This is a genomic window from Pseudomonas sp. 22515 (genome assembly GCF_052044625.1).
GTDB lineage: Bacteria > Pseudomonadota > Gammaproteobacteria > Pseudomonadales > Pseudomonadaceae > Aquipseudomonas > Aquipseudomonas alloputida.
Window position 1 is genome coordinate 49071 of the sequence record NZ_JBQENN010000023.1, and the last position, 23295, is coordinate 72365.

Consider the following 23295-nt stretch of genomic DNA (forward strand, 5'->3'; position numbering starts at 1 on the left):
AGAGGCCGGTACAGGCCACTACTTGCCGGAGCGCTGGAACCGCGCCACTTCAACGAACAGGTCGGAGTTGGCCGGGTCGTCCAGGTAGGCCAGCACCCGCGCCGCCGGGCTATCGATCAGCACGCCATCGCCGTTGTCGTCCGGCACTTCGGTACTGCGACCGGTCAGTTCCTTGTTGTCCACCGCCTGCTGTACCTGCTCGACATCCAGGTTGTAGACCACCAGCTCCTTGCCATCGACGATATCGAAGCCGCCAATCAGGAAATTGCCACCCAGGCGCTTGGGCACGCCAGCCGACAAGTACCAGCGGTTGCCATGGCGTGACACGGTGAACACGTACTCTTCAGGCGCCTTGCCCTTGGCCGTGGCCACTGCCTTGTAGGCGTCGCCACCGCTACGGCTGATCACCAGTTTCAACGGCTCCCCCCAGGCGTCCTTGCTACTCCACTTGCCGAGCAAGGCCTTGGGCGCTGCCTGGTTGCTGGGCAAGGGCTCATGGAAGGTCACCAGACAACCGCCCAGCAGCAGGAATGACAAAGTCAACAACACCACACGCCAGGCTTTCATCAGGTTCTCCTTGAAAAGGTCGTTCTCGGCTCAGGCCGATGCCAGCACCAGCTGCAGGTATCGGGTAAGCATAGCGAGCATCTGCCCATCGGCTTGCGCATTCGCTTGCTTGAGCAGGCCTTGATATTCCAACTGCTCGATAATCGCCGTCAACATCTGTGCATCCTGCTCCGGCTGCCGCGAGCCCACGACCTGCAGCAATTGCCGGGTGCCGTGCAGCAGGATCTGCTCATGAGCGCACACCAGCTCAGCCAGTCGCGGGCACAGCAATGCTTCCTGGCGGAAAGCCTGCTCGGCCATCAGGAAGTCACGGCGGTTCAGCAGTTGCCGCTGAACGTAGTCGGCGGTCATGCGCGCCACCTCGTCAGCCAGCCGCGCCCGGGCCTGCGGGCTGCCATCGCCCTGTGCCAGCAACTGGCGCAACACCACCTCGGTGTTGGCCCACAGCTTGGCCATGTAAGCCGCACTGCGCTCGACGTACTGGGCAAAGGTATCGGTGAGCAGGTCCTCGATGTCCTTGAAGTAGTAGGTGGTGGCCGACAATGGTACGCCGGCCTCGGCGGCCACTGCCCGGTGGCGCACACCGCGCACGCCATCGCGCACGACAATGCGCATGGCGGCATCGAGAATCAACTGGCGACGCTGTTCGCTGCCTTGGCGGGCAGTCTTGCGGCCTTGGTATTGCACGCTTTCGGCGACGGCGGTGGCGATGCCGGCGGCGCCTTGGTCAGGCATGGCGGGTGTCACGGGGGATACCTCATGGGCAGTGTTTCGTCAGTGCTGGCCCCTTCGCGGGTAAACNAAGAGGCCGGTACTGACAACATAAAGCTTCAGGCAAGAAAAAGCCGCCTCGAAAGGCGGCTCGTTCAGCTCACTCAGGCCTGCGGACGCATGTGCGGGAACAGGATGACGTCGCGGATCGACGGCGAGTTGGTCAGCAGCATCACCAGGCGGTCGATGCCGATACCTTCACCGGCGGTCGGCGGCATGCCGTACTCCAGCGCACGAACGAAGTCGGCGTCATAGTGCATGGCTTCATCGTCACCCGCGTCCTTCTCGGCCACCTGGGCCAGGAAGCGCTCGGCCTGATCTTCGGCATCGTTGAGCTCGGAGTAGGCGTTGGCGATCTCGCGGCCACCGATGAACAGCTCGAAACGGTCGGTAACGGCCGGGTTGTCGTCGTTGCGACGGGCCAGCGGCGACACTTCGAACGGGTACTCGGTAATGAAGTGCGGCTGTTCCAGCTTGTGCTCGACCAGCTCTTCGAAAATCATCACCTGCAGCTTGCCCAGGCCTTCATGGCCCAGCACCTTGGCGCCGGCCTTCTTGGCAATCTCACGGGCGCGGTCGACGTCCTGCAGGTCGGCAGCGGTCAGCTCCGGGTTGTACTTGAGGATCGAGTCGAACACCGACAGGCGTACGAACGGCTCGCCGAAGTGGAAGACCTTGTCGCCGTACGGTACGTCGGTAGAGCCCAGTACCAGTTGCGCCAGCTCGCGGAACAGTTCCTCGGTGAGGTCCATGTTGTCGCGGTAGTCGGCGTAGGCCTGGTAGAACTCGAGCATGGTGAATTCAGGGTTGTGACGAGTCGAAACGCCTTCGTTGCGGAAGTTACGGTTGATCTCGAACACTTTTTCGAAGCCACCCACGACCAGGCGCTTGAGGTACAGCTCCGGCGCGATACGCAGGAACATGGCCATGTCCAGGGCGTTGTGGTGGGTTTCGAACGGCTTGGCTGCCGCACCGCCCGGGATGGTCTGCAGCATCGGCGTTTCGACTTCAAGGAAGTCACGCTCGATGAGGAACTTGCGGATGTGCGAGATCACCTGCGAACGCACACGGAAGGTGTGGCGGGTTTCTTCGTTGACCATCAGGTCGACGTAGCGCTGGCGGTAGCGCTGCTCGGTGTCGGTCAGGCCGTGGTGCTTGTCGGGCAGCGGGCGCAGCGACTTGGTCAGCAGGCGCACGTTGGTCATTTCGACGTACAGGTCGCCCTTGCCGGAACGGGCCAGGGTGCCTTCGGCGCTGATGATGTCGCCCAGGTCCCAGGTCTTGACCGCGGCCAGGGTTTCTTCCGGCAGGGTCTTGCGGTTGACATAGACCTGAATACGGCCAGTCATGTCCTGGATAACCATGAACGAACCACGGTTGAGCATGATGCGGCCGGCGACCTTGACCGGGATCGCGGCTGCTTCCAGCTCTTCCTTGGTCTTGTCCGCGTATTGCTTCTGCAGGTCGTTGCAGTAGCTGTCGCGACGGAAGTCGTTGGGGAAGGCATTGCCCTTGGCACGCTCGGCGGCAAGTTTTTCCTTGCGCAGGGCGATCAGGGCGTTTTCTTCCTGTTGCAGGTCTTGCGATTCGGTCTTCAGGTCGCTCATGTCGTCATTCTTTCCATCAGGTATTCGTTGCCCGTTCCGGGCAGGGCACGCGCTACCGGCGGCTGGCCAGGTAGCGCGGCATGGGTGTGCGGCTTACAGGCCCTGCTTGAGGCTCGCTTCCAGGTACTGGTCAAGGTCGCCATCGAGGACCTTCTGGCAGTCGCTGCGTTCGACGCCGGTACGCAGGTCCTTGATGCGCGAGTCATCCAGCACGTAGGAGCGGATCTGGTGGCCCCAGCCGATGTCCGACTTGCTATCTTCCAGCGCCTGCGAGGCGGCGTTGCGCTTCTGCATTTCCAGCTCGTACAACTTGGCCCGCAGCATTTTCATGGCGGTGTCTTTGTTGGCGTGCTGGGAGCGTTCGTTCTGGCAGGCCACCACGGTGTTGGTAGGCACGTGGGTGATACGCACCGCAGAGTCGGTGGTGTTCACGTGCTGACCACCGGCACCCGAGGAGCGGTAGGTGTCGATACGCAGGTCGGACGGGTTGATGTCGATCTCGACCTTGTCGTCGATCTCAGGCGACACGAACACCGCCGAGAACGACGTATGACGACGGGCGCCGGAGTCGAACGGGCTTTTGCGCACAAGGCGGTGCACGCCGATCTCGGTGCGCAGCCAGCCGAAGGCGTACTCGCCCTTGATATGCACGGTGGCGCCCTTGATACCGGCGACCTCGCCTTCGGAAAGCTCGATGATGGTGGCGTCGAAACCGCGCTTGTCGGCCCAGCGCAGGTACATACGCAGCAGGATGTTGGCCCAGTCCTGCGCTTCGGTACCGCCGGAGCCGGCCTGGATGTCCAGGTAGGCGTTGTTCATGTCCATCTCGCCGCTGAACATGCGACGGAACTCAAGCTGCGCCAGGTTCTCTTCCAGGCCTTCCAGCTCGGTCACGACGTCGCTAACGGCGTTCTCGTCATTTTCCTCGACGGCCATGTCGAGCAGGTCCTTGCAGTCGGCCAGGCCGCCGGACAGCTTGTCCAGGGTCTCGACGACCTGGGCCAGCATGGCACGCTCGCGGCCCAGTGCCTGGGCGTACTCGGGCTTGTTCCAGACGTTGGGGTCTTCCAGCTCGCGGTTGACTTCGATCAGGCGGTCATGCTTGTGATCGTAGTCAAAGATACCCCCGAATTGACTGGGAACGCTCGGTGAGGTCCTTGATGGTGTTCAGGATCGGTTGGATTTCCATGGGCTGGCTACTCGCGCGAATTCGGTGAAAAGCCCGCGAGTATAACCGAGTCCGCAGCATGGCGGCAGACCCGCCGGGCGGTCGTATGTAGATAGGGCAACCTGCGCTCTCACACAGGCCGCGCCGTCTCCAAGAGCTCAGGCGATGCCGACTTGGTTACGCCCACCGTTCTTGGCCAGGTAAAGACCTTTATCGGCCGCCGAAATCAGCTGCCGGCAATGGCTGCCGATAGCCGGAGTCTGGGTGGCCAGGCCGATGCTCACGGTCAAGCACGTATCAGCCGTCGACGCAGTATGCGGGATGCCAAGGCCCAGCACGGTCTGGCGCAGTTTTTCGGCCACCAGCCGCGCCCCACCTGGCGAGGTGTTGGGCAGCACCAGGGCAAACTCTTCGCCGCCATAGCGCGCCGGCAGGTCGGTCGGCCGCGAGCACGAGCTACGAATGGCTTCGGCCACCTGGCGCAGGGCCTCGTCGCCGGCCAAGTGGCCAAAGCTGTCGTTGTAGGCCTTGAAATAATCGACATCGATCATCAGCAACGACAACTGCTGCTGTTCACGCATGGCCCGGCGCCACTCCAGCTCCAGGTACTCGTCGAAGTGGCGACGGTTGGACAGCCCGGTCAGGCCATCGGAGTTCATCAGCCGCTGCAGCATCAGGTTGGAATCAAGCAACTGCTGCTGGCTGACGCGCAGGGCACGGTAGGCCTCATCGCGCTGCAGCAGGGTCAGGTAGGAACGCGAGTGGTAGCGGATGCGGGCCACCAGTTCGATGGTATCAGGCAGCTTGACCAGGTAATCGTTGGCCCCGGCGGCAAATGCTGCACTCTTGACCAGCGGGTCTTCCTTGGTCGACAGGACGATGATCGGGATGTCCTGGGTCACTGGGTTGTTGCGGTATTCGCGCACCAGGGTCAAGCCGTCCAGGCCAGGCATGATCAGGTCTTGAAGAATGACCGTGGGCTTGATGCGCATGGCCTGGGCCACCGCCTGGTGCGGGTCGGCACAGAAGTGGAAGTCGATGTTGTCTTCATCGGCCAAGCCACGCCGCACCGCTTCGCCGATCATGGCCTGGTCATCGACCAGCAGCACCATCGCCGAGTTCTCGTTGGTGGTCGCGAAACCTTCGATCGGTAAATCATTCATCATTGTTCACCCGATCACTACCGGCCTGGCGGCGTGATTCAATACATTTCGTCATTTTGCGAAAAATTCAGTCAAGCGCCCGGCAATGCGTTCCAGCGGGCGAATTTCCACGGCGGCATCAATAGCCGCAGCAGCCTTGGGCATGCCGTACACCGCGCTGCTGGCCTGGTCCTGGGCAATGGTCAGAAAGCCCTGCTGACGCATCAGCTTCAGGCCCTGGGCACCGTCGCGGCCCATGCCGGTGAGCAGCACGCCCACTGCATCACCATTCCAGTAACGTGCCACGCTCTCGAAGAACACATCGATCGAGGGCCGGTAGATTTCATTCACAGGTTCGGCAGTGTAGGCCAGTTGGCCATTCTGTAGCAGGCGAATGTGGTGGTTGGTACCGGCCAGGAGTACCTGCCCTGGCTGCGGCGGTTCGCCTTCACGGGCCAGACGCACCGGCAGGCCTGCTGCGCTGCTGAGCCATTCGGCCATGCCTGCGGCAAACACCTGGTCCACGTGCTGGACCAGCACGATGGCCGCCGGAAACGCGGCCGGCAAACCCTTGAGCAGCACTTCGAGTGCTGCCGGCCCCCCCGCCGAAGACCCGATTGCCACCAACCCGCGGCGCTGGGAAGCCTCGCGCAGCGGCGCAGCCACCGACCTTGCGGCAGGTGCCCGCTGCTGGCCGACCAGCCAGCCAATATTGAGGATCTTGCGCAACAATGGCGCCGCTGCTTCGCGGGCATCGCCAGCGCCCAGCGCAGGCGTGTCGACCACATCGAGCGCGCCATGGCCCATGGCCTCGAATACCCGGTGTACGTTCTGCTTGCGGTCGACCGTGACGATGACAATGGCGCACGGGGTTTCGGCCATGATCCGCCGGGTCGCCTCGACACCGTCCATCACCGGCATGATCAGGTCCATGAGGATCAGGTCCGGTAACTGCTCGGTGCAGCGCTGCACCGCCCCGGCACCGTTGCTGGCCACCCACACGACCTGGTGTGCGGGCTCCAGGGCAACCGCCCGGCGCAACGCTTCGACGGCCAGGGGCATGTCATTGACGATGGCGATCTTCATCCCTGAGCACCTCCGATCAGTTCCACAACAGCATCCAGCAACGCATCGTCGTGGAAACTGGCCTTTGCCAAATAGTAGTCGGCGCCGGCGTCCAGGCCACGCCGTCGGTCTTCCTCACGGTCTTTATAGGACACCACCATCACCGGCAATGACTGCAGACGCTGGTCGCGACGCACCAGGGTAACCAGCTCGATACCGTCCATGCGCGGCATGTCGATGTCGGTGATCAGCAGGTCGAAGTCCTCACTGCGCAGGGCGTTCCAGCCGTCCATGCCATCAACCGCCACTGCCACGTCGTAGCCACGGTTGCCCAGCAGTTTGCGCTGCAGTTCGCGCACGGTCAGCGAGTCATCGACCACCAGGATGCGTTTGCGGACAGCGCCACGGGCTCCGCTGCTGCCGCGTTCGATGCGTTCCAGGCTGCCGGTGCTGAGCAGTTTTTCCACCGAGCGTAGCAAGTCTTCGACATCGACAATCAGGACCACCGAGCCATCATCGAGCAAGGCGCCGGAGGAAATGTCCTGCACCTTCCCCAGGCGTGGGTCGAGCGGCATCACGACCAGCACCCGTTCCCCCACCAACCGCTCCACGGCCACCCCGTACAGCTGCTCGCGCTCACGAATCACCACTACCCGCAAGCTGGCTTCGTCGCTTTGCCCCGCCGGGCGATTGAGCAACTGGCTGGCCGCCACCAGGCCAATATGCCGGCCTTCGTGCCAGAAGTGCTGGCGCCCTTCGATCTGCACGATCTGCTCGGCGGTCACTTCCAGCGTGCGTTCGATATGCGCCAGCGGGAAAGCGTAAGCCTCCCCGCCCACCTCGACCACCAGGCTGCGAACGACCGACAGGGTCAGCGGCACCTGAAGATGGAAGCGACAGCCCTGCCCTGCCACCTGGGTCAATTCGATCGAGCCGCGCAGCTCGCGGATCAAGTGCTGCACCGCATCCAGCCCCACACCGCGCCCGGACACTTCGGTAACCTTGTCACGCAGGCTGAAACCGGGCAGGAACAGGAACGTCAGCAGCTCCGCCTCACTCATCCGCGTCACCGTGTCAGCGGGCGACAGGGCGCGCTCGACGATGCTGCTGCGCAGGCGCTCCAGGTCGATACCGGCGCCATCGTCGATCAGTTCCAGGCTGAGCATGCCCGCCTGGTGCGAAGCCCGCAGGCGGATCACCCCCTCGTCCGGCTTGCCCGCCAGCAAGCGCCGCTCGGGCAACTCGATGCCGTGGTCGACGGCATTGCGCAACAGGTGGGTCAGCGGTGCTTCGAGCTTTTCCAGCACATCGCGGTCAACCTGGGTCTTCTCCCCTTCCACCACCAGCCGCACCGGCTTGCCCAGCGAACGGCCCAGGTCGCGGACCATGCGGCTTTGCCCGGTCAGCACGTCGGCAAACGGCCGCATCCGGCAGGCCAGGGCGGTGTCATACAACAACTGCGCACGCTGACTGGCCTGCCAGCCGAACTCATCCAGGTCGGCCGCCTGCTGCTGCAGAATCTGCTGGGTTTCTGCCAGCAGGCGCTGGGTCTGTGCCAAGGCTTCGAGCACCTCGTTGCCCTGCCCCGTGTCTTCCAGCTGCATGCGCAAGCCGTCAAGCGCCTGCATACCTTGCCCGTGCATGCGCTTGAGGCGCTGCAGGGTAGCCAGGTATGGCTTGAGCCGCTGGGTTTCCACCAGCGACTTGCTGGACAGGTCAAGCAGGCTATTAAGGCGGTCGGCGGTAACACGCAGTACCCGCTCGGCACCTTCTCCAGCGCGCTTGCCAGCCTTGCGCCGCAGGGCGGGTTCGGGCTCTGGTTCCGGCGGTTCGGCTGGCATTACCCTAGGTGCAGGCGGCAGGGTTGCCAGCGGCGGCTCCGGCGGCACGGATGCAGCCAGCGGCACGACAGGCATGGCAGAGGCGCCCGGGTCGAGCAGGCTGGCCATTTGCGCAAGAAACACCGGCAAGGTCGCCTGCGCACCGGCATCGCCGGGGGTGGCAATACGCATCAACAGGTCGGTACCTTGCAACAGCGCGTCAATATGCTCGGCGGTCAGCCGTAGTCGGCCTTCCTGGGCCGCCACCAGGCAGTCTTCCATCACGTGGGCGACACTGACACCAGCATCCACCCCGACAATGCGCGCTGCCCCCTTGAGCGAGTGGGCAGCGCGCATGCAAGCCTCGAGCTGGTCGGCCTGGGTGGGGTTGCGCTCCAGTGCCATCAGGCCGGCACTGAGCACTTGGGTCTGCGCCTCGGCCTCCAGGCTGAACAGTTCGAGCAACGATGCGTCGCGCATTTGCTCTGGGGTCATGACAGGCTCCGCTGCACGGCAGACAGTAAATGTTGATCGTCCAGAACCCGCACGCTGCGGCCGCGCCACTGCAAGACTGCGGCGGTGAAGCGTGTGGCGTCCCGGCCACTGCCCAGCAACTGCGGGTCGAGCCGGTGAATACCGTCGATTTCCTCGACAGCCATCACCACCGGCCCACCTTCGGCGGCCAGAATCAGCATACGGGGCATCGCCCGTGCGCTGCGTTGCTCGGTGGAGCCGGCCTGCACGCCCAGCAAATCAGCCAGTGACAGGCACGGCACCAACGCTCCGCGTACATTGGCAACCCCGTGCAGCAGCCGCGAGCGCTGGTGCGGCAATGAATGCACCGCCTGCAACGGGGCGATTTCGGCCAGGCAGGCGGTAGCCAGCGCCAGCCACTCTTCGCCCAGACGGAACAGCAGCATGGAGCGACCGGTGTTTTCCGCGTCCGGCTGCACCGCTGCAGCCTGATGCTCCTGCACCAGCGCATAGCGGTCGAGCAAACGCGTGGCCGCAGCGGCATACACCTCGCAATTGCGGCAATGAACATGCCGCTCCAGCAGTGGGCACTGCTTGTCGCCGCGCACGCCAATACGGTTCCAGCAGTCGTCGATGTGCGCGTCATCCTCGGCGAGCAACTGCATCGCGGATTCACTGTTCATCGTTCAGACTCCCGGCCAGCCCGCGCCGCGCGCGCCTGAAGGCGCCGAGCGCCGGCCAGGTCACCCTGGGCCGCCAGCAAGGCGGCCAGGTGCACCAGCGCCTCGGGGTGCTGTGGTTCCAGGTACAGGGCCTTGCGATAGTGGCTCAGCGCCTGCTGCGCATCGCCTTCGGTATCACTGAGCAAACCCAGCCAGTAGTACACCTGTGCCGACGGCGGGTACTGGCTCAGGTAGCGTTGGCATTCGCTACGGGCCTGCTCGCTGGCACCGGCATTGGCCAGCCGGGCAATGTCGGCCAGCAATTCGCTGGCCCCCTCGTGCCTGTGCTCGCGGGCTGGCGCTGGCCTGGCCACCACGGGCAGCACACGCAGCGGACGCGGCAACGGCACACTGGGCTGCGGATAAACCGGTGCGGGCAACGTCGTGAACGCACGCTTGGCGGGTTGGGCGGGTGCCGCTGCCAAGGGGGCGCTGTCGCCGTCATGACGCACATACGCAAACGACTGGGCGATCCCCAATGGACGCATGCCCATGCGTGCCAACAAGCTGCCTTCGGCCGGGCCGATGAACAGCACACCCTGCGGATGCAGCAAGCGCTTGAGCACTTCGAACACACGCTGTTGGGTCGGTACGTCGAAATAGATCAACAGATTGCGACAGAACACGAAGTCATACAGGCCGTCGCGGCTGGCCAGCGCCGGGTCAAGTACATTGCCCACCCGCAGGCTGACTTGCTGGCGTACCCGCTCATGCAGGCGGTGGCCTTCGTCCAGAGCATCGAAGTAGCGCTCGCGAAAACCCAGTTCGCTACCCCGGAACGCATTGCGCCCATACACCGCCTGCACGGCCTTGGCTACTGAACTTGGGCTGATGTCCATTCCATCGACAAGGAATGCCCCAGGCGCCATACCGGCGTCAAACAAGGCCATGGCCAGCGAATAGGGTTCCTCGCCAGTAGAACACGGCAGGCTGAGTAATCGCAGCGGGCGCGCGCCAGCCAGTTTAGCCAGGCGTTTATGGGCCAGGCTGGCCAGCGCAGTGAAGGATTCGGGGTAACGGAAAAACCAGGTTTCCGGGACAATCACCGCTTCGATCAGCGCCTGTTGCTCATCTGCCGACTGCTGCAGGCGCAGCCAGTAATCGTCCAGGTCCATCGCACCCGCAGCCACGCAACGTTGGCGCAGCGCGCGTTCGACCATGGGCGCGCCCACCGACTCCACGTCCAGGCCAATACGCTCGCGCAAGAAGCGGAAGAAACGCTGTTCGTTCATGTTGGCATCCCTGTCGGGTCTTGCGTGTACAGCAATGCATGCACGGTGTCGGGCAGCAGGTCATTGACTTCGATGCGCTGCAGCAGCCCCTGGGCATCCTGGCGCACCGGGCCCAGATAAGGCGCTTCACCGGTGTCCACCCCATAGGGCTGGAACTCGTCCGGTTGGCAACGCAGGGTTTCGGTGGCCTGCTCCAGGATCAGGCCAAGCTGCAGGCCGCCTCGGTAGTGCACCAGTACCAGGCGGGTGCTGGTGCGTTGCACCGCCGGCTGGCCAAAGCTCAAGGCGGCAAGGTCGATGACCGGAACCAACTGGCCACGATGGGCGAGGATGCCCGCGACCCAGGCAGGTGCCTGGGCGATCGGCTTGAGCGGCTGACGCGGCAACACTTCGATCACCTCGTGCACGCTCAGGGCAAAACGCTGCGTTCTGATGCGAAACTGCAGGTACAACGCCCCCTCGGTGTTCGCCGCCCGCGCGGTGCGCAGTTGCAAGTCGTTCATCGCGGTCAGACTTTGAAGCGCGACACGCCGCCACGCAGGCCCGCGGCCACCTGGCTCAGCTCATCGATGGCATAGCTGGCCTGGCGCAGCGACTCGACAGTCTGGGTGCTGGCATCGCTGAGCTGGGCCAGTGCCTGGTTGATCTGCTCGGCACCGGTGGCCTGGGCCTGCATGCCTTCGTTGACCATCAATACGCGCGGCGCCAAAGCCTGCACCTGGTGAATGATCTGGCTGAGTTGCTCGCCCACCTGTTGCACCTCGAACATGCCGCGGCGCACTTCTTCGGAGAACTTGTCCATCCCCATGACACCGGCCGACACTGCCGACTGGATCTCGCGCACCATTTGCTCGATGTCGTAGGTGGCCACGGCGGTCTGGTCGGCCAGGCGGCGCACTTCGGTCGCGACCACGGCAAAGCCGCGGCCATATTCACCGGCCTTTTCCGCTTCGATGGCGGCGTTGAGCGACAGCAGATTGGTCTGGTCGGCAACCTTGACGATGGTTACCACCATCTGGGTGATGTTGCTGGCTTTCTCGTTGAGGATACCGAGCTTGGCATTGACCAGGTCGGCTGCGCCCATCACTTGGTGCATGGTCTCTTCCATGCGTGCCAGGCCCTGCTGCCCGGAGCCTGCCAGACTGGATGCCTGGTCAGCAGCCGTCGTCACTTCGGTCATGGTGCGCACCAGGTCCCGCGAAGTCGCGGCGATTTCCCGCGAGGTGGCGCCAATTTCGGTGGTGGTGGCGGCCGTCTCGGTGGCGGTGGCCTGCTGTTGCTTGGACGTGGCGGCAATTTCGGTGACCGAAGTGGTCACCTGCACCGACGAGCGTTGGGCCTGGGCCACCAGGTTGGCCAGTGCCTCGGCCATTTCGTTGAAGCCGCTTTCGATGGCACCGAATTCGTCCTTGCGATCCAGGCTCAGGCGCATGCTCAGGTCACCGGAACGCAGCTTGTCGAGGGCATGCACGATACGCTGCATGGGCGCTGTGATAGCGCGCAGCAGCAACAGGCCGCAGATGCCGGCAGCGACGATTGCCAGCAGCAGTGAGACCACCATGCTGCCCTTGGCCGTGTTGACTGCGTTGACGATATCGTTGGTGGCGGCATCGGCAGAGGCCCGATTATTCTCGATCACTTCATTCAGGTGCTCGCGCCCATCCTTCCAGGCCGGAGTGAGGACCTCGGTGATCAGCCGCTGGGCCTCGTCGTAGTTGCGCTGACCGTACGCATCCAGCACCTGGTTGACGATTTTGAGGTAGCTTTCTTCCAGTTGCACGAAGCTGTCGAAGCGGACCTGGTCGTCTTTGTCCTGGATGGTGGCCTGGTAGCTGGCCATGTATTGCTTCAGCCGGTTATCGAAGCTTCTGAACAGTTCCAGGTCGGCCGAAGTGATTTCACGATGGTTGGACAGGCCCACCAGTTGCTGGCTGGTGACGTAGCTGTCGACCCAGGCGCTGCGAATCATCGAGCTGTAGTAGACGCCAGGAATGCTGTCGGTCCCCACTGCCTCTTCGGCGGTTTCGATAGCCACCAACCGCGAGTAGGCGGCCACAATCATCAGCAGCATGATGGCGATGATCACGGCGAAACTTGCCAGGATCCGTTGGCGCAAGGTCCAGTTCTTCACATTCAGCCCTCAGGAATTCACAACGAGCGGGAAAAATCGCCGAAGTATAGCCCAGAGGTCTTACGGTTTATCGGGGGAAATGCGCGGAGTGGGTAAAAGCTGGCAAGGCTTGCCGTGACATTTTCCGCGCTCGGCTCGACAAGCGCAGAAAATGTCCTGATAAGCGCTGCTACTGCGCAACCGCATCCCTCACCTGAGCCTCCAGCTCCTGGCGCAATCCCGGGTCCAGCCGCAGTTGGCGTGCCAGCTCATCCAGGTAGGCACGCTCCATGAAGTTTTCCTGATCGACCATCATCACGCTGGCCAGGTACATCTCGGCAGCCATCTCCGGCGTTTGCGCAGCGCGGGCCACTTCGGCCGGGTCCAGCGGCTTGTTCAGCTCGGCATGCAGCCAGTGCTGCAATTCGCGGTCGCTGTCCAGGCGCGTGAATTCGCCCTCGATCAACGCCCGCTCGCGCTCGTCGATATGCCCATCGGACTTGGCCGCCGCCACCAGGGCGCGCAGTACCGCCTGGCTGTGCTGCTCGGCCTGGGCCGGCGGCAGGCGGTCGATGGTTTGAGGCTCGGCTGCGGCCCCCCGCTGGTTTGCCTGCCAGTTGCCGTAAGCTTTATAGGCCAGCACCCCCAGCGCGGCGAGGCCACCGTAAGTCAGGGCCTTGCCACCGTACTTACGGGCCTTCTTGCTACCCAGCAACAGGCCCAGAGCGCCCCCACCCAGCAGGCCGCCCCCTGCTCCGGACAACAACCCGCCCAACCCGCCTGAAGGGTTGCCAGGCTTGGTGGTGCCCCCCTGCTTCTCGAGCAGTTGCTGGCCGGATTTGAGGAGTTGATCAAGCAAGCCCCGGGTATTCATTCGCGTGTCTCCACGTAAGAAGATTCAAACGCCAGAGTAAGGCTTGGCCGAGCACACGCCATGCAGGGATTTGCTTCAGGATGTTGCGTTAGCTGGCAAAAAGCCAACTAGACTCGATATCGCCAATACCTCGCACTCACGCACTACGTTTATAACAATTGCTTCACTGCTTGCCTCATGACTGCCCGAACAAGATCGCCAAGAAGAGGGAACACCATGTCAGTGCACAAGACCGCATTGCTCGGCGCCACCACCTGCGCCATGCTGGCCAGCGCCAGCCTGCAGGCCGCCGAAGCGCCCAAGGCCCTGGGGGCCGGCGAGGGGCGCCTGGACATCGTCGCCTGGCCCGGCTACATCGAACGCGGTGAAAGCGACAAGGCCTACGACTGGGTGACCGGATTCGAAAAGGAAACCGGCTGCAAGGTCAGCGTGAAAACGGCCGCCACCTCGGACGAGATGGTCAGCCTGATGACCAAGGGCGGCTATGACCTGGTCACCGCCTCGGGCGATGCATCGCTGCGGCTGATTGCAGGCAAGCGCGTACAGCCGATCAACACCGCCTTGATCCCCAACTGGAAAACCATCGACCCGCGCCTGCAGAACGGTGGCTGGTATGTGGTCGACAAGCAGGTGTACGGCACGCCGTACCAGTGGGGGCCAAACGTGCTGCTGTACAACACCAACACCTTCAAGCAGGCACCCACCAGCTGGAGCGTGGTGTTCGAGCCGCAGAACCTGCCCGACGGCAAGCCGAACAAGGGCCGCGTGCAAGCCTATGACGGGCCGATCTACATCGCCGATGCAGCGCTGTACCTGAAGTCGGCCAAGCCCGAACTGGGCATCAAGGACCCGTACGAACTGAACGAGGCACAATACAAGGCCGTGCTGGAACTGCTGCGCCAGCAACAACCGCTGATCCACCGCTATTGGCATGACGCCACGGTGCAGATGAGCGATGTGAAAAACGAAGGCGTGGTTGCCTCCAGCTCCTGGGGCTACATGGTCAATGGCCTCAAGGCCGAGAACCAGCCAGTGGCCTCGACCATTCCCAAGGAGGGCGCGACCGGCTGGGCCGACACCACCATGCTGCACGCCGAGGCCAAGCACCCCAATTGCGCCTACAAATGGATGGACTGGTCGTTGCAACCTAAGGTGCAAGGCGATGTGGCGGCCTGGTTCGGCTCGTTGCCGGCTGTGCCGGCGGCGTGCACCGGCAGCGAGCTGCTGGGGGCCGAGGGCTGCAAGACCAACGGCTTTGACAACTTCGACAAGATTGCCTTCTGGAAAACACCGCAGGCCCAAGGCGGCAAGTTCGTGCCTTACAGCCGCTGGACCCAGGACTACATTGCGATCATGGGTGGTCGCTGAGGTTGTCTGAATGCCTGTACCGGCCTTTTCNTCACCGCCTGCAAGGGTGGCGCTCCTCCTGTAGGAGCGGGCTTGCCCGCGAAGAGGCCGGCACAGGAGACATATTCATACCTGGAGTCCACGCATGCCCCTAGCCGTCCAGTTCACCCAGGTTTCCCGCACCTTCGGCGAGGTCAAGGCCGTCGACCAGGTCAGCATCGACATCATCGATGGCGAGTTCTTTTCCATGCTCGGCCCTTCCGGCTCGGGCAAGACCACCTGCCTGCGCCTGATCGCAGGCTTCGAGCAACCCTCCAGCGGTTCGATCCGCATCCAAGGGGTCGAGGCCGCTGGCCTGCCGCCCTACCAACGTGACGTCAACACAGTGTTCCAGGACTATGCGCTGTTCCCGCACATGAACGTGCTGGACAACATCGCCTATGGCCTGAAGGTAAAAGGCGTGGGCAAGGCCGAACGCCACAGCCGCGCCGAAGAAGCCCTGGCCATGGTGGCCTTGGCCGGCTATGGCGCGCGTAAGCCGGCACAGCTGTCTGGCGGCCAGCGTCAGCGCGTAGCCCTGGCCCGGGCGTTGGTCAACCGCCCGCGGGTGCTGCTGCTCGATGAGCCACTGGGCGCGCTGGACCTGAAATTGCGCGAGCAGATGCAAGGTGAGCTGAAAAAGCTGCAACGCCAACTGGGCATCACCTTCATCTTCGTCACCCACGACCAGACCGAAGCACTGTCGATGTCCGACCGGGTCGCGGTGTTCAACCGCGGTCGTATCGAACAGGTCGACACCCCGCGCAACCTGTACATGAAGCCCAGCACAACCTTCGTCGCTGAATTCGTCGGCACGTCCAACGTGGTGCGGGGCGAGCTGGCCATGCAGCTCAACGGCAGCCCGGCGCCCTTCTCCATCCGTCCCGAGCACATTCGCCTGGGCGACCCGGTGGTGACCAGCCATGAGGTACAGGTCAGCGGCGTGCTGCGTGATGTCCAGTACCAAGGCAGCGCCACACGCTACGAACTGCAGCTGGAAAACGGTCAACTGCTGGCAGTAAGCCAGGCCAATGACCGCTGGCAAAAGCAGGTGCAGGCCTGGCAGCCCGGGCAACGCCTGCAGGCGCACTGGCCCCGCGAAGCCATGACGGTGCTGCAGGAAACCGAGGGCCGCTGAGATGAGCACACTGCGCGCCCTGTCCAACCTGCTGTACCGGCGCCCCAACCTGTACCTGGCACTGCTGTTGATCCCGCCGCTGACCTGGTTCGGCGCGATTTACCTGGGTTCGCTGCTGAACCTGCTGTGGCAGGGCTTCTATACCTTCGACGACTTCACCATGGCGGTGACCCCGGACCTGACCCTGGGCAACTTCGCCGCACTGTTCAACCCGTCGAACTTCGACATCATCCTGCGCACCCTGGGCATGGCGGTGGCGGTGTCGCTGGCCAGCGCGGTACTGGCCTTCCCCATCGCCTATTACATGGCGCGTTACACCAGCGGCAAGACCAAGGCGTTTTTCTACATCGCGGTGATGATGCCGATGTGGGCCAGCTACATCGTCAAGACCTATGCCTGGACCCTGCTTCTGGCCAAGGGCGGTGTGGCCCAATGGTTCGTCCAGCAGTTGCACCTGGACGGCCTGCTGCAGGCGGTGCTGGCCTTGCCGGGCGTGGGCGGCAGCACGCTGTCGACTTCGCACCTGGGGCGCTTCCTGGTGTTCGTGTACATCTGGCTGCCATTCATGATCCTGCCGATCCAGGCCTCGCTGGAGCGCTTGCCACCGTCGTTGCTGCAGGCTTCGGCCGACCTGGGCGCCCGGCCAGGGCAAACCTTCGTGCAGGTGATCCTGCCGCTGTCGATCCCCGGCATCGCCGCCGGCTCGATCTTCACCTTCTCGCTCACCCTGGGCGACTTCATCGTGCCGCAGCTGGTCGGGCCGCCCGGCTACTTCATCGGCAGCATGGTCTATGCCCAGCAAGGGGCGATCGGCAACATGCCGATGGCCGCCGCGTTCACCTTGGTGCCCATCGTGCTGATCGCGGTATACCTGGCCATCGTCAAGCGTCTGGGGGCCTTCGATGCACTCTGAAAAAGCGTCTGCAGGGCTGCGCCTGGCGGCCTGGGGCGGGTTGTTGTTCCTGCACTTCCCGATCCTGATCATCTTCCTGTACGCCTTCAACACCGAAGACGCGGCGTTCAGCTTTCCGCCCAAGGGCTTTACCCTGAAGTGGATCGACGTGGCCTTTGCCCGGCCCGATGTGCTCGAGGCAATCAAGCTGTCACTGCAGGTGGCTTGCCTGGCCACTTTGATCGCACTGGTGCTCGGTACGCTGGCCTCGGCGGCGCTCTATCGGCGCAGCTTCTTCGGCAAGGAGAGCATTTCGCTGGTGCTGATCCTGCCCATTGCCCTGCCAGGCATCATCACCGGTATCGCCCTGCTCTCGGCGTTCAAGACGCTGGGGATAGAGCCCGGGGTGTTCACCATCGTAGTCGGCCACGCCACGTTCTGCGTGGTGATCGTCTACAACAACGTGATCGCCCGCCTGCGGCGTACCTCGCAAAGCCTGATCGAAGCCTCGATGGACCTTGGTGCCGACGGTTGGCAGACCTTCCGCTACATCGTCCTGCCCAACCTCGGCTCGGCGCTGCTGGCGGGCGGCATGCTGGCCTTTGCCTTGTCGTTCGATGAAATCATCGTCACCACGTTCACCGCCGGCCATGAGCGCACCCTGCCGATCTGGCTGCTCAACCAGCTCAGCCGCCCACGCGACGTGCCCGTGACCAACGTTGTCGCCATGCTGGTGATGCTGGTGACCATGCTGCCGATTCTTGGCGCCTATTACCTGACCCGTGGCGGAGACAGCGTCGCGGGCGGTGGAAAATGACCCTGGAGGAGCCCCCGATGCAAACGCAGATGCTGATCAATGGCCAGCTGGTCGCTGGCCAAGGCCCGGCCTGGACCGTGCTCAACCCGGCGCTGGGCACTGCCCTGGCGCAGATCAACGAAGCCACCGAGGCACAGGTAGACAGCGCCGTACGCGCTGCCGACCAAGCCTTCGACAGCTGGTCGCAAACCAGCCCTAAAGAACGTTCGCAGGCCTTGCTGGCGCTGGCCGACGCCATCGAAGCCCATGGCGATGAACTGGCCCGGCTGGAATCGCAGAACTGCGGCAAGCCCCTGAACGCTGCACTGAATGACGAGATCCCGGCGATTGCCGACGTGTTCCGTTACTTTGCCGGTGCTGCGCGCTGCCTGGGCGGCTCGGCGGCAGGCGAGTACCTGCCGGGCCACACCTCGATGATCCGGCGCGACCCGTTGGGTGTGGTGGCGTCCATCGCGCCGTGGAACTACCCGCTGATGATGCTCGCCTGGAAAATCGCCCCGGCCCTGGCTGCCGGCAACACGGTGGTGATAAAGCCATCCGAACTGACGCCACTGACGGCCCTGCGCCTGGGCGAGCTGGCCCAGGACTTGCTGCCGCCGGGGGTGCTGAACATTCTCTTCGGCCGCGGCCAGACGGTCGGCAACCCGCTGGTCAGCCATCCAAAGGTGCGCATGGTGTCGCTGACCGGCTCGATCCCCACTGGCGCGCACATCATCAGCGCCACCGCCGACAGCGTGAAACGCATGCACATGGAGCTGGGCGGCAAGGCGCCGGTGCTGGTGTTCGATGACGCAGACATCGATGCCGCCATCGACGGCATCCGCACCTTCGGCTTCTACAACGCTGGCCAGGACTGCACCGCAGCCTGCCGCCTGTACGTCCAGGACGGGATCTACGAGCGCTTCGTCGAACGCCTGGGTAAAGCCGTAGCCAGCCTCAAGCCGGGCTTGCAGGAATCCGAAGAAACCGAACTGGGTCCGCTGATCAGTGCCCAGCACCGCGACAAGGTCGCCGGGTTGGTGCAGCGGGCCATCGCCCAGCCGCACATTCGTCTGGTAACCGGTGGCAAGCCGATAGCGGGCGATGGCTTTTTCTTCGAGCCTACCGTGCTGGCCGACGCCCTGCAGGACGACGAGATCGTGCGCAACGAAGTGTTTGGCCCGGTGGTTTCGGTCACCCGCTTCACCGATGAAGCGCAGGCACTGGAATGGGCCAACGACTCCAACTACGGCCTGGCCTCATCGGTATGGACCCGCGACACCGGCCGCGCCCACCGCCTGGCGGCGCGCTTGCAGTACGGCTGCACCTGGGTGAATACCCACTTCATGCTGGTCAGCGAAATGCCCCATGGCGGGCAGAAGCATTCGGGGTATGGCAAGGACATGTCGATGTATGGGCTGGAGGACTACACCTGTGTGCGGCATGTGATGATCAAGCACTAAGTGCTCGCGTTGACCGAGGGGCTTGAATGCCCCTCGGTCAACGTCTCAGAATTTTCCTTCAACCGTGATCTACGCCCTCCTACTGCACGTTCATTGAGCTCTCTTGACTGGTATCATAATCTGATACCATGAATAATCATCAGCAAGCCACACTTGAAGCACTACTTAAAAGGCCGGTTCCCAGAACACTGGAGTGGGCGCGGGTGGAGTCTCTGCTGGTATCGCTGGGTGCCAGGGTCGTAGAAGGAAGAGGATCACGGGTTCGCTTTGAACTCAATGGAGCAGTGGCAACCTTCCACCGCCCTCATCCGGACAGGCACGCCAAGCCCTATCAACTAAGAGACGCCCGCCAGTTCATTGAGCAGGCAGGAGTATTACCATGAATGTAATGACTTACCGCGGATACGCCGCTCGTATCGAATACAGCGACGAAGACCAGTTGTTGATCGGCCATGTCGCCGGTATTCGCGACGTGATAGGTTTTCATGGCGAATCAATCAGTGAGTTGCGCCAGGCGTTTGAAGAAGCCGTTGACGATTATCTTGAGACTTGCGAACGCCTTGGGCGGGAACCGCAGAAAACGTATTCCGGCAAGCTCAGCCTACGCCTTGAGCCTACCCTTCACGCCAGTGTGGCGGCCAAGGCGGAGCTGGCCGAAAAAAGCATCAACCAATGGGTAAGCGATATTCTCAGCAAGGCTGCCTATAGCTGAACCCAGGGCCGCTTTGCGGCCCTTTCGCGAAACACGGCCGCTCCTGCAAGGGCCGCGCAATGCATGGGTCAGTCGCGCAAATCCGACTCGTGAATCGGGTTGGCGCGGCTGGTCGCTCGCTGGTACTGCGCAGGCCAGGTGGCCTTGTTGCCGCCCAAGTCGTCGTCGGCATGCAGTGGCCAGTACGGGTCGCGCAACAGTTCGCGGGCGAGGAAGATGATATCGGCCTGGCCGGTTCGCAGAATGTGCTCGGCCTGGGCCGGTTCGGTGATCATGCCCACAGTGCCGGTGGCGATTTCCGATTCCTTGCGCACGCGCTCGGCAAAGCGGGTCTGGTAGCCGGGGCCGGTGGGGATCTCGGCGTTGACCGAGGTGCCGCCAGAAGAGACATCGATCAAATCCACGCCCAAACCCCGCAGGCGGCGTGCCAGTTCGACGGTTTCATCCGGATTCCAGCCATCCTCCACCCAATCGGTAGCCGATACCCGCACGAACAGCGGCAATTCGGCAGGCCAGGCCTTGCGCACGGCCTCGACCACCTCCAGGGTCAGGCGGATACGGTTTTCGAAGCAACTGCCATAGTGATCACGGCGCTGGTTGCTTAGCGGTGACAGGAACTGGTGCAGCAGGTAGCCATGGGCAGCATGGATTTCCACCACCTTGAATCCAGCCTTCAAGGCGCGCTCGGTCGAGGCGACGAAGGCGGCGATCACCTCCTGGATCTCGTCCTGGCTCAACTCGCGTGGCGGTGTGTGCTGCGGATCGAAAGCGATCTTCGACGGCCCCACCGGCTGCCAGCCGCCCTCCTCCAGTTTGACGCTGCCTTGTTTGCCAAGCCACGGGCGGTAGGTACTGGCTTTGCGCCCCGCGTGGGCCAGCTGGATGCCAGGCACGGCCCCCTGGGCACTGATGAAGCGGGTGATGCGTTGCAACGGCGGGATCTGGGCGTCGTCCCACAGGCCCAGGTCTTCGGCAGTGATACGGCCATCGGCGGTCACCGCCACGGCTTCAGTGATTACCAGGCCGGCGCCACCGACGGCGCGGCTGCCTAAATGGACGAGATGCCAGTCGTTGGCCAAGCCATCGACGGCTGAATACTGGCACATTGGTGACACGGCGATGCGGTTGGGCAAGGTCAGCTGACGCAGGGTGTAAGGCTCGAGCAGCAGGCTCATGAGGGCACCTCCCAAGGACTCCAATGGTGATCCGGCCTGGACACTCAATTACACGTCCCTGGCCCAGGTCCGGTCATAACTTCAGACTAGACCAGAATGGGTGGGGGGGAGGTTCCATGGGATTTTGGGTGGGGTGTGGGGTGCGGGTGTCAGGCTCTAAGGTGATGTCGCCGGTGAGATCGAGCGCCGCCCGCGCGGCGCATCGCGACGCAAGGCTCCCACATTTGTTGCAACGTGCCAATCCTGCAAGGCCATGGTTGCGCGCCTTGTCGGTCTGACGATGCCTGTGCGTTGTCGCTGTTATCGCCCCCCCAGCCTTCAGTCATGCGCCAAGGCTGACAACCATGGCCTCACAGACATGGCCACGTTGCAACAAATGTGGGAGCGGCCTTGCGTCGCGATGCGCCGCGCGGGCGGCGCTGGATTTCCGCTACACCACAAGAATCAAGGCAAGCCCCGCAAAACCGTCAGCGCGGCTCCATGTGGGCAATCATCAACTGCACACTTTCATTGCCGCGAAACTCGTTCACATCCAGTTTGTACGCCAACTCGACCCAACGCACGGTCGGGTTCGGCCACACTTCGCGATCGACGCCGAAGGCAATGCCATCCAGCCGTACCGAGCCACACTCGCTCTTGAGCACCACCTTCAGGTGCCGCTCGCCAACCACACGCTGCTCCACCAGCTGGAACACGCCATGGAACAATGGCTCAGGGAAGTGTTGGCCCCATGGGCCGGCATGGCGCAGGGCCTTGGCCAGGTCGAGGTGGAACTCCTCTACCGCCAGGCTGCCGTCGGACAACAGCCGGCCGGTCAGGTCTTCTTCGCGCAGTTGACGCCGCACCTCTTCGTCGAAGGCCTCGGCGAATGCCGGGAAGTTGCCTTCTGGCAACGACAAACCGGCAGCCATGGCGTGGCCGCCGAACTTGCTGATCAGGTGCGGGTGGCGCGCGGCCACGGCATCCAGCGCATCGCGAATATGGAGCCCCGGCACCGAGCGCGCCGAACCTTTGAGCATGCCGTCGCCAGCATCAGCGAACGCAATGGTCGGCCGGTGGTAACGTTCCTTCAGACGCGAAGCCAGAATACCGATCACCCCTTGGTGCCAATCGGCATCGAACAGGCACAAGCCGTAGGGCATGGACTCGACCGGCAGGTCCTTGAGCTGGGCCAGGGCCTCGCGCTGCATGCCCTGCTCGATGGATTTGCGGTCCTGGTTCAGGTCGTCCAGCTGCTGGGCCATGTCCTGGGCCAACGCCGCGTCTTCGCACAGCAGGCATTCGATACCCAGGCTCATGTCGTCCAGCCGCCCTGCGGCGTTCAACCGCGGGCCGAGGATGAAACCGAGGTCGGTCGAGGTGATGCGCCGGTGATCACGGCGGGCCACTTCGAGAATGGCCTTCAGCCCTGGTCGGGCTCGGCCGGCGCGGATGCGCTCGAGGCCTTGGTGCACCAGGATGCGGTTGTTGGCATCCAGCGGCACCACGTCAGCAACACTGCCCAGCGCCACCAGATCGAGCAGCTCGCCAATGTTCGGCTGTGGCTGCGCCTCGTAGCGCCCAAGGCTGCGCAAGCGAGCGCGCAGGGCCATCAACACATAGAAGATCACCCCTACCCCGGCCAGTGACTTGCTCGGAAAGCTGCAGCCCGGCTGGTTGGGGTTGATGATGGCATCGGCATCGGGCAACTGCTCGCCCGGCAGGTGGTGGTCGGTGACCAGCACCTTGAGCCCGGCGGCCTTGGCGGCCGCCACCCCGTCGACACTGGAAATGCCGTTGTCCACGGTAATCAGCAACTGCGGCTGGCGCTGCAGCGCCACCTCGACGATTTCCGGGGTCAGGCCGTAGCCATACTCGAAGCGGTTGGGCACCAGGTAATCGACATGGGCCGCACCCAGCAGGCGCAGGCCCAGCACCCCGACGGTGCTGGCGGTGGCACCGTCGGCATCGAAGTCGCCGACGATGAGGATGCGCTGGCGCTGGTCGATCGCTTCGACCAGCAGGTCCACACCGGCCTCGATGCCCTTGAGCTGCTGGTACGGCAGCAGGCGTGCCAGGCTCTTGTCCAGTTCGGCCTCGCTCTGCACGCCGCGCGCGGCGTAAAGGCGGGTCAGCAAGGGTGGCAGGTTACCCAGAAATGGCAGGGTCGGCGGCAGCGGACGAGGTTCGATACGCATGGGT

General features: G+C 63.4%; 21 protein-coding genes. 7 read left to right on the forward strand and 14 right to left on the reverse strand.

The features are described 5' to 3' along the window. Nucleotides 1–18: 18 nt before the first annotated feature. The 12 genes from ACTJJN_RS20225 to ACTJJN_RS20280 form a co-directional block, all read right to left on the reverse strand. Nucleotides 19–567: a hypothetical protein gene (locus tag ACTJJN_RS20225; RefSeq protein WP_014754305.1), complete on the reverse strand. Its 549-nt coding sequence runs from the start codon at nt 565–567 to the stop codon at nt 19–21. Nucleotides 568–597: 30 nt separating this feature from the next. Beyond that, nucleotides 598–1302: a TetR/AcrR family transcriptional regulator gene (locus tag ACTJJN_RS20230; RefSeq protein ID WP_003252210.1), complete on the reverse strand. Its 705-nt coding sequence runs from the start codon at nt 1300–1302 to the stop codon at nt 598–600. Between the two features lie 140 nt (nt 1303–1442). Continuing rightward, the gene (gene lysS / locus ACTJJN_RS20235) at nt 1443–2945 is read right to left on the reverse strand and encodes a lysine--tRNA ligase (protein WP_003252208.1); all 1503 of its coding nucleotides are present in this window, start codon (nt 2943–2945) and stop codon (nt 1443–1445) included. Between the two features lie 93 nt (nt 2946–3038). Continuing rightward, a protein-coding gene (prfB, locus tag ACTJJN_RS20240) for a peptide chain release factor 2 (protein WP_103340239.1) occupies nt 3039–4134 on the reverse strand; the annotation gives its coding sequence in 2 pieces (ribosomal slippage) (nt 3039–4061 and nt 4063–4134; 1095 coding nt in all). Between the two features lie 137 nt (nt 4135–4271). After that, nucleotides 4272–5276 carry a Wsp signal transduction system regulator diguanylate cyclase WspR gene (gene wspR, locus ACTJJN_RS20245; RefSeq protein ID WP_012053571.1) on the reverse strand — a complete coding sequence of 335 codons (1005 nt, stop codon included), beginning with the start codon at nt 5274–5276 and terminating at the stop codon, nt 4272–4274. Between the two features lie 51 nt (nt 5277–5327). Next, nucleotides 5328–6341, reverse strand: a complete 1014-nt coding sequence (gene wspF, locus ACTJJN_RS20250; RefSeq protein WP_440781560.1) for a Wsp signal transduction system protein-glutamate methylesterase WspF — start codon at nt 6339–6341, stop codon at nt 5328–5330. Beyond that, entirely contained in the window at nt 6338–8635 is a 2298-nt protein-coding gene (locus ACTJJN_RS20255) for a hybrid sensor histidine kinase/response regulator (RefSeq protein ID WP_012053573.1), read from the reverse strand. The genes wspF and ACTJJN_RS20255 overlap by 4 nt, the downstream gene beginning before the upstream one ends. Continuing rightward, nucleotides 8632–9297, reverse strand: coding sequence for a chemotaxis protein CheW (locus tag ACTJJN_RS20260; RefSeq protein WP_003252198.1), 666 nt, complete (start codon nt 9295–9297; stop codon nt 8632–8634). The genes ACTJJN_RS20255 and ACTJJN_RS20260 overlap by 4 nt, the downstream gene beginning before the upstream one ends. Further along, nucleotides 9294–10568, reverse strand: coding sequence for a CheR family methyltransferase (locus tag ACTJJN_RS20265; RefSeq protein WP_012053574.1), 1275 nt, complete (start codon nt 10566–10568; stop codon nt 9294–9296). Before ACTJJN_RS20265 ends, ACTJJN_RS20260 begins: the two co-directional genes overlap by 4 nt. Beyond that, on the reverse strand, nt 10565–11071 hold the full coding sequence (locus tag ACTJJN_RS20270) for a chemotaxis protein CheW (protein WP_014754308.1): 507 nt from the start codon (nt 11069–11071) through the stop codon (nt 10565–10567). The genes ACTJJN_RS20265 and ACTJJN_RS20270 overlap by 4 nt, the downstream gene beginning before the upstream one ends. A gap of 5 nt (nt 11072–11076) precedes the next feature. Beyond that, nucleotides 11077–12699: a methyl-accepting chemotaxis protein gene (locus tag ACTJJN_RS20275; protein ID WP_017147930.1), complete on the reverse strand. Its 1623-nt coding sequence runs from the start codon at nt 12697–12699 to the stop codon at nt 11077–11079. A gap of 169 nt (nt 12700–12868) precedes the next feature. Continuing rightward, on the reverse strand, nt 12869–13552 hold the full coding sequence (locus tag ACTJJN_RS20280; RefSeq protein ID WP_014754311.1) for a tellurite resistance TerB family protein: 684 nt from the start codon (nt 13550–13552) through the stop codon (nt 12869–12871). 216 nt (nt 13553–13768) lie between these two features. On the opposite strand from ACTJJN_RS20280, the gene ydcS reads away from it, so the two are divergent. The 7 genes from ydcS to ACTJJN_RS20315 all read left to right on the forward strand — a co-directional run bounded on the left by ydcS (nt 13769) and on the right by ACTJJN_RS20315 (nt 19939). Next, nucleotides 13769–14920, forward strand: a complete 1152-nt coding sequence (gene ydcS / locus ACTJJN_RS20285) for a putative ABC transporter substrate-binding protein YdcS (protein WP_017147931.1) — start codon at nt 13769–13771, stop codon at nt 14918–14920. A 124-nt stretch (nt 14921–15044) separates the two neighbouring features. Further along, complete coding sequence (locus ACTJJN_RS20290) at nt 15045–16076, forward strand: ABC transporter ATP-binding protein (RefSeq protein WP_012053577.1); 1032 nt, start codon at nt 15045–15047, stop codon at nt 16074–16076. 1 nt (nt 16077) lies between these two features. Further along, nucleotides 16078–16989: an ABC transporter permease gene (locus ACTJJN_RS20295; RefSeq protein WP_012053578.1), complete on the forward strand. Its 912-nt coding sequence runs from the start codon at nt 16078–16080 to the stop codon at nt 16987–16989. Next, a complete protein-coding gene (locus ACTJJN_RS20300) occupies nt 16979–17785 on the forward strand; it encodes an ABC transporter permease (protein ID WP_003252179.1) in 807 nt (268 codons plus the stop codon). The genes ACTJJN_RS20295 and ACTJJN_RS20300 overlap by 11 nt, the downstream gene beginning before the upstream one ends. 17 nt (nt 17786–17802) lie before the next feature. Continuing rightward, a complete protein-coding gene (locus ACTJJN_RS20305) occupies nt 17803–19227 on the forward strand; it encodes a gamma-aminobutyraldehyde dehydrogenase (RefSeq protein WP_088513356.1) in 1425 nt (474 codons plus the stop codon). Nucleotides 19228–19355: 128 nt separating this feature from the next. Then, nucleotides 19356–19610: a type II toxin-antitoxin system HicA family toxin gene (locus ACTJJN_RS20310; protein WP_014754315.1), complete on the forward strand. Its 255-nt coding sequence runs from the start codon at nt 19356–19358 to the stop codon at nt 19608–19610. Then, the gene (locus ACTJJN_RS20315) at nt 19607–19939 is read left to right on the forward strand and encodes a type II toxin-antitoxin system HicB family antitoxin (protein WP_003252175.1); all 333 of its coding nucleotides are present in this window, start codon (nt 19607–19609) and stop codon (nt 19937–19939) included. Before ACTJJN_RS20310 ends, ACTJJN_RS20315 begins: the two co-directional genes overlap by 4 nt. Before the next feature lie 68 nt (nt 19940–20007). Here the strand turns inward: ACTJJN_RS20315 and ACTJJN_RS20320 are convergent, their stop codons facing one another. Continuing rightward, nucleotides 20008–21114 carry an NADH:flavin oxidoreductase/NADH oxidase gene (locus ACTJJN_RS20320; protein ID WP_088513355.1) on the reverse strand — a complete coding sequence of 369 codons (1107 nt, stop codon included), beginning with the start codon at nt 21112–21114 and terminating at the stop codon, nt 20008–20010. 467 nt (nt 21115–21581) lie between these two features. Next, nucleotides 21582–23291 carry a single-stranded-DNA-specific exonuclease RecJ gene (gene recJ / locus ACTJJN_RS20325; protein WP_088513354.1) on the reverse strand — a complete coding sequence of 570 codons (1710 nt, stop codon included), beginning with the start codon at nt 23289–23291 and terminating at the stop codon, nt 21582–21584. Nucleotides 23292–23295: the final 4 nt, after the last annotated feature.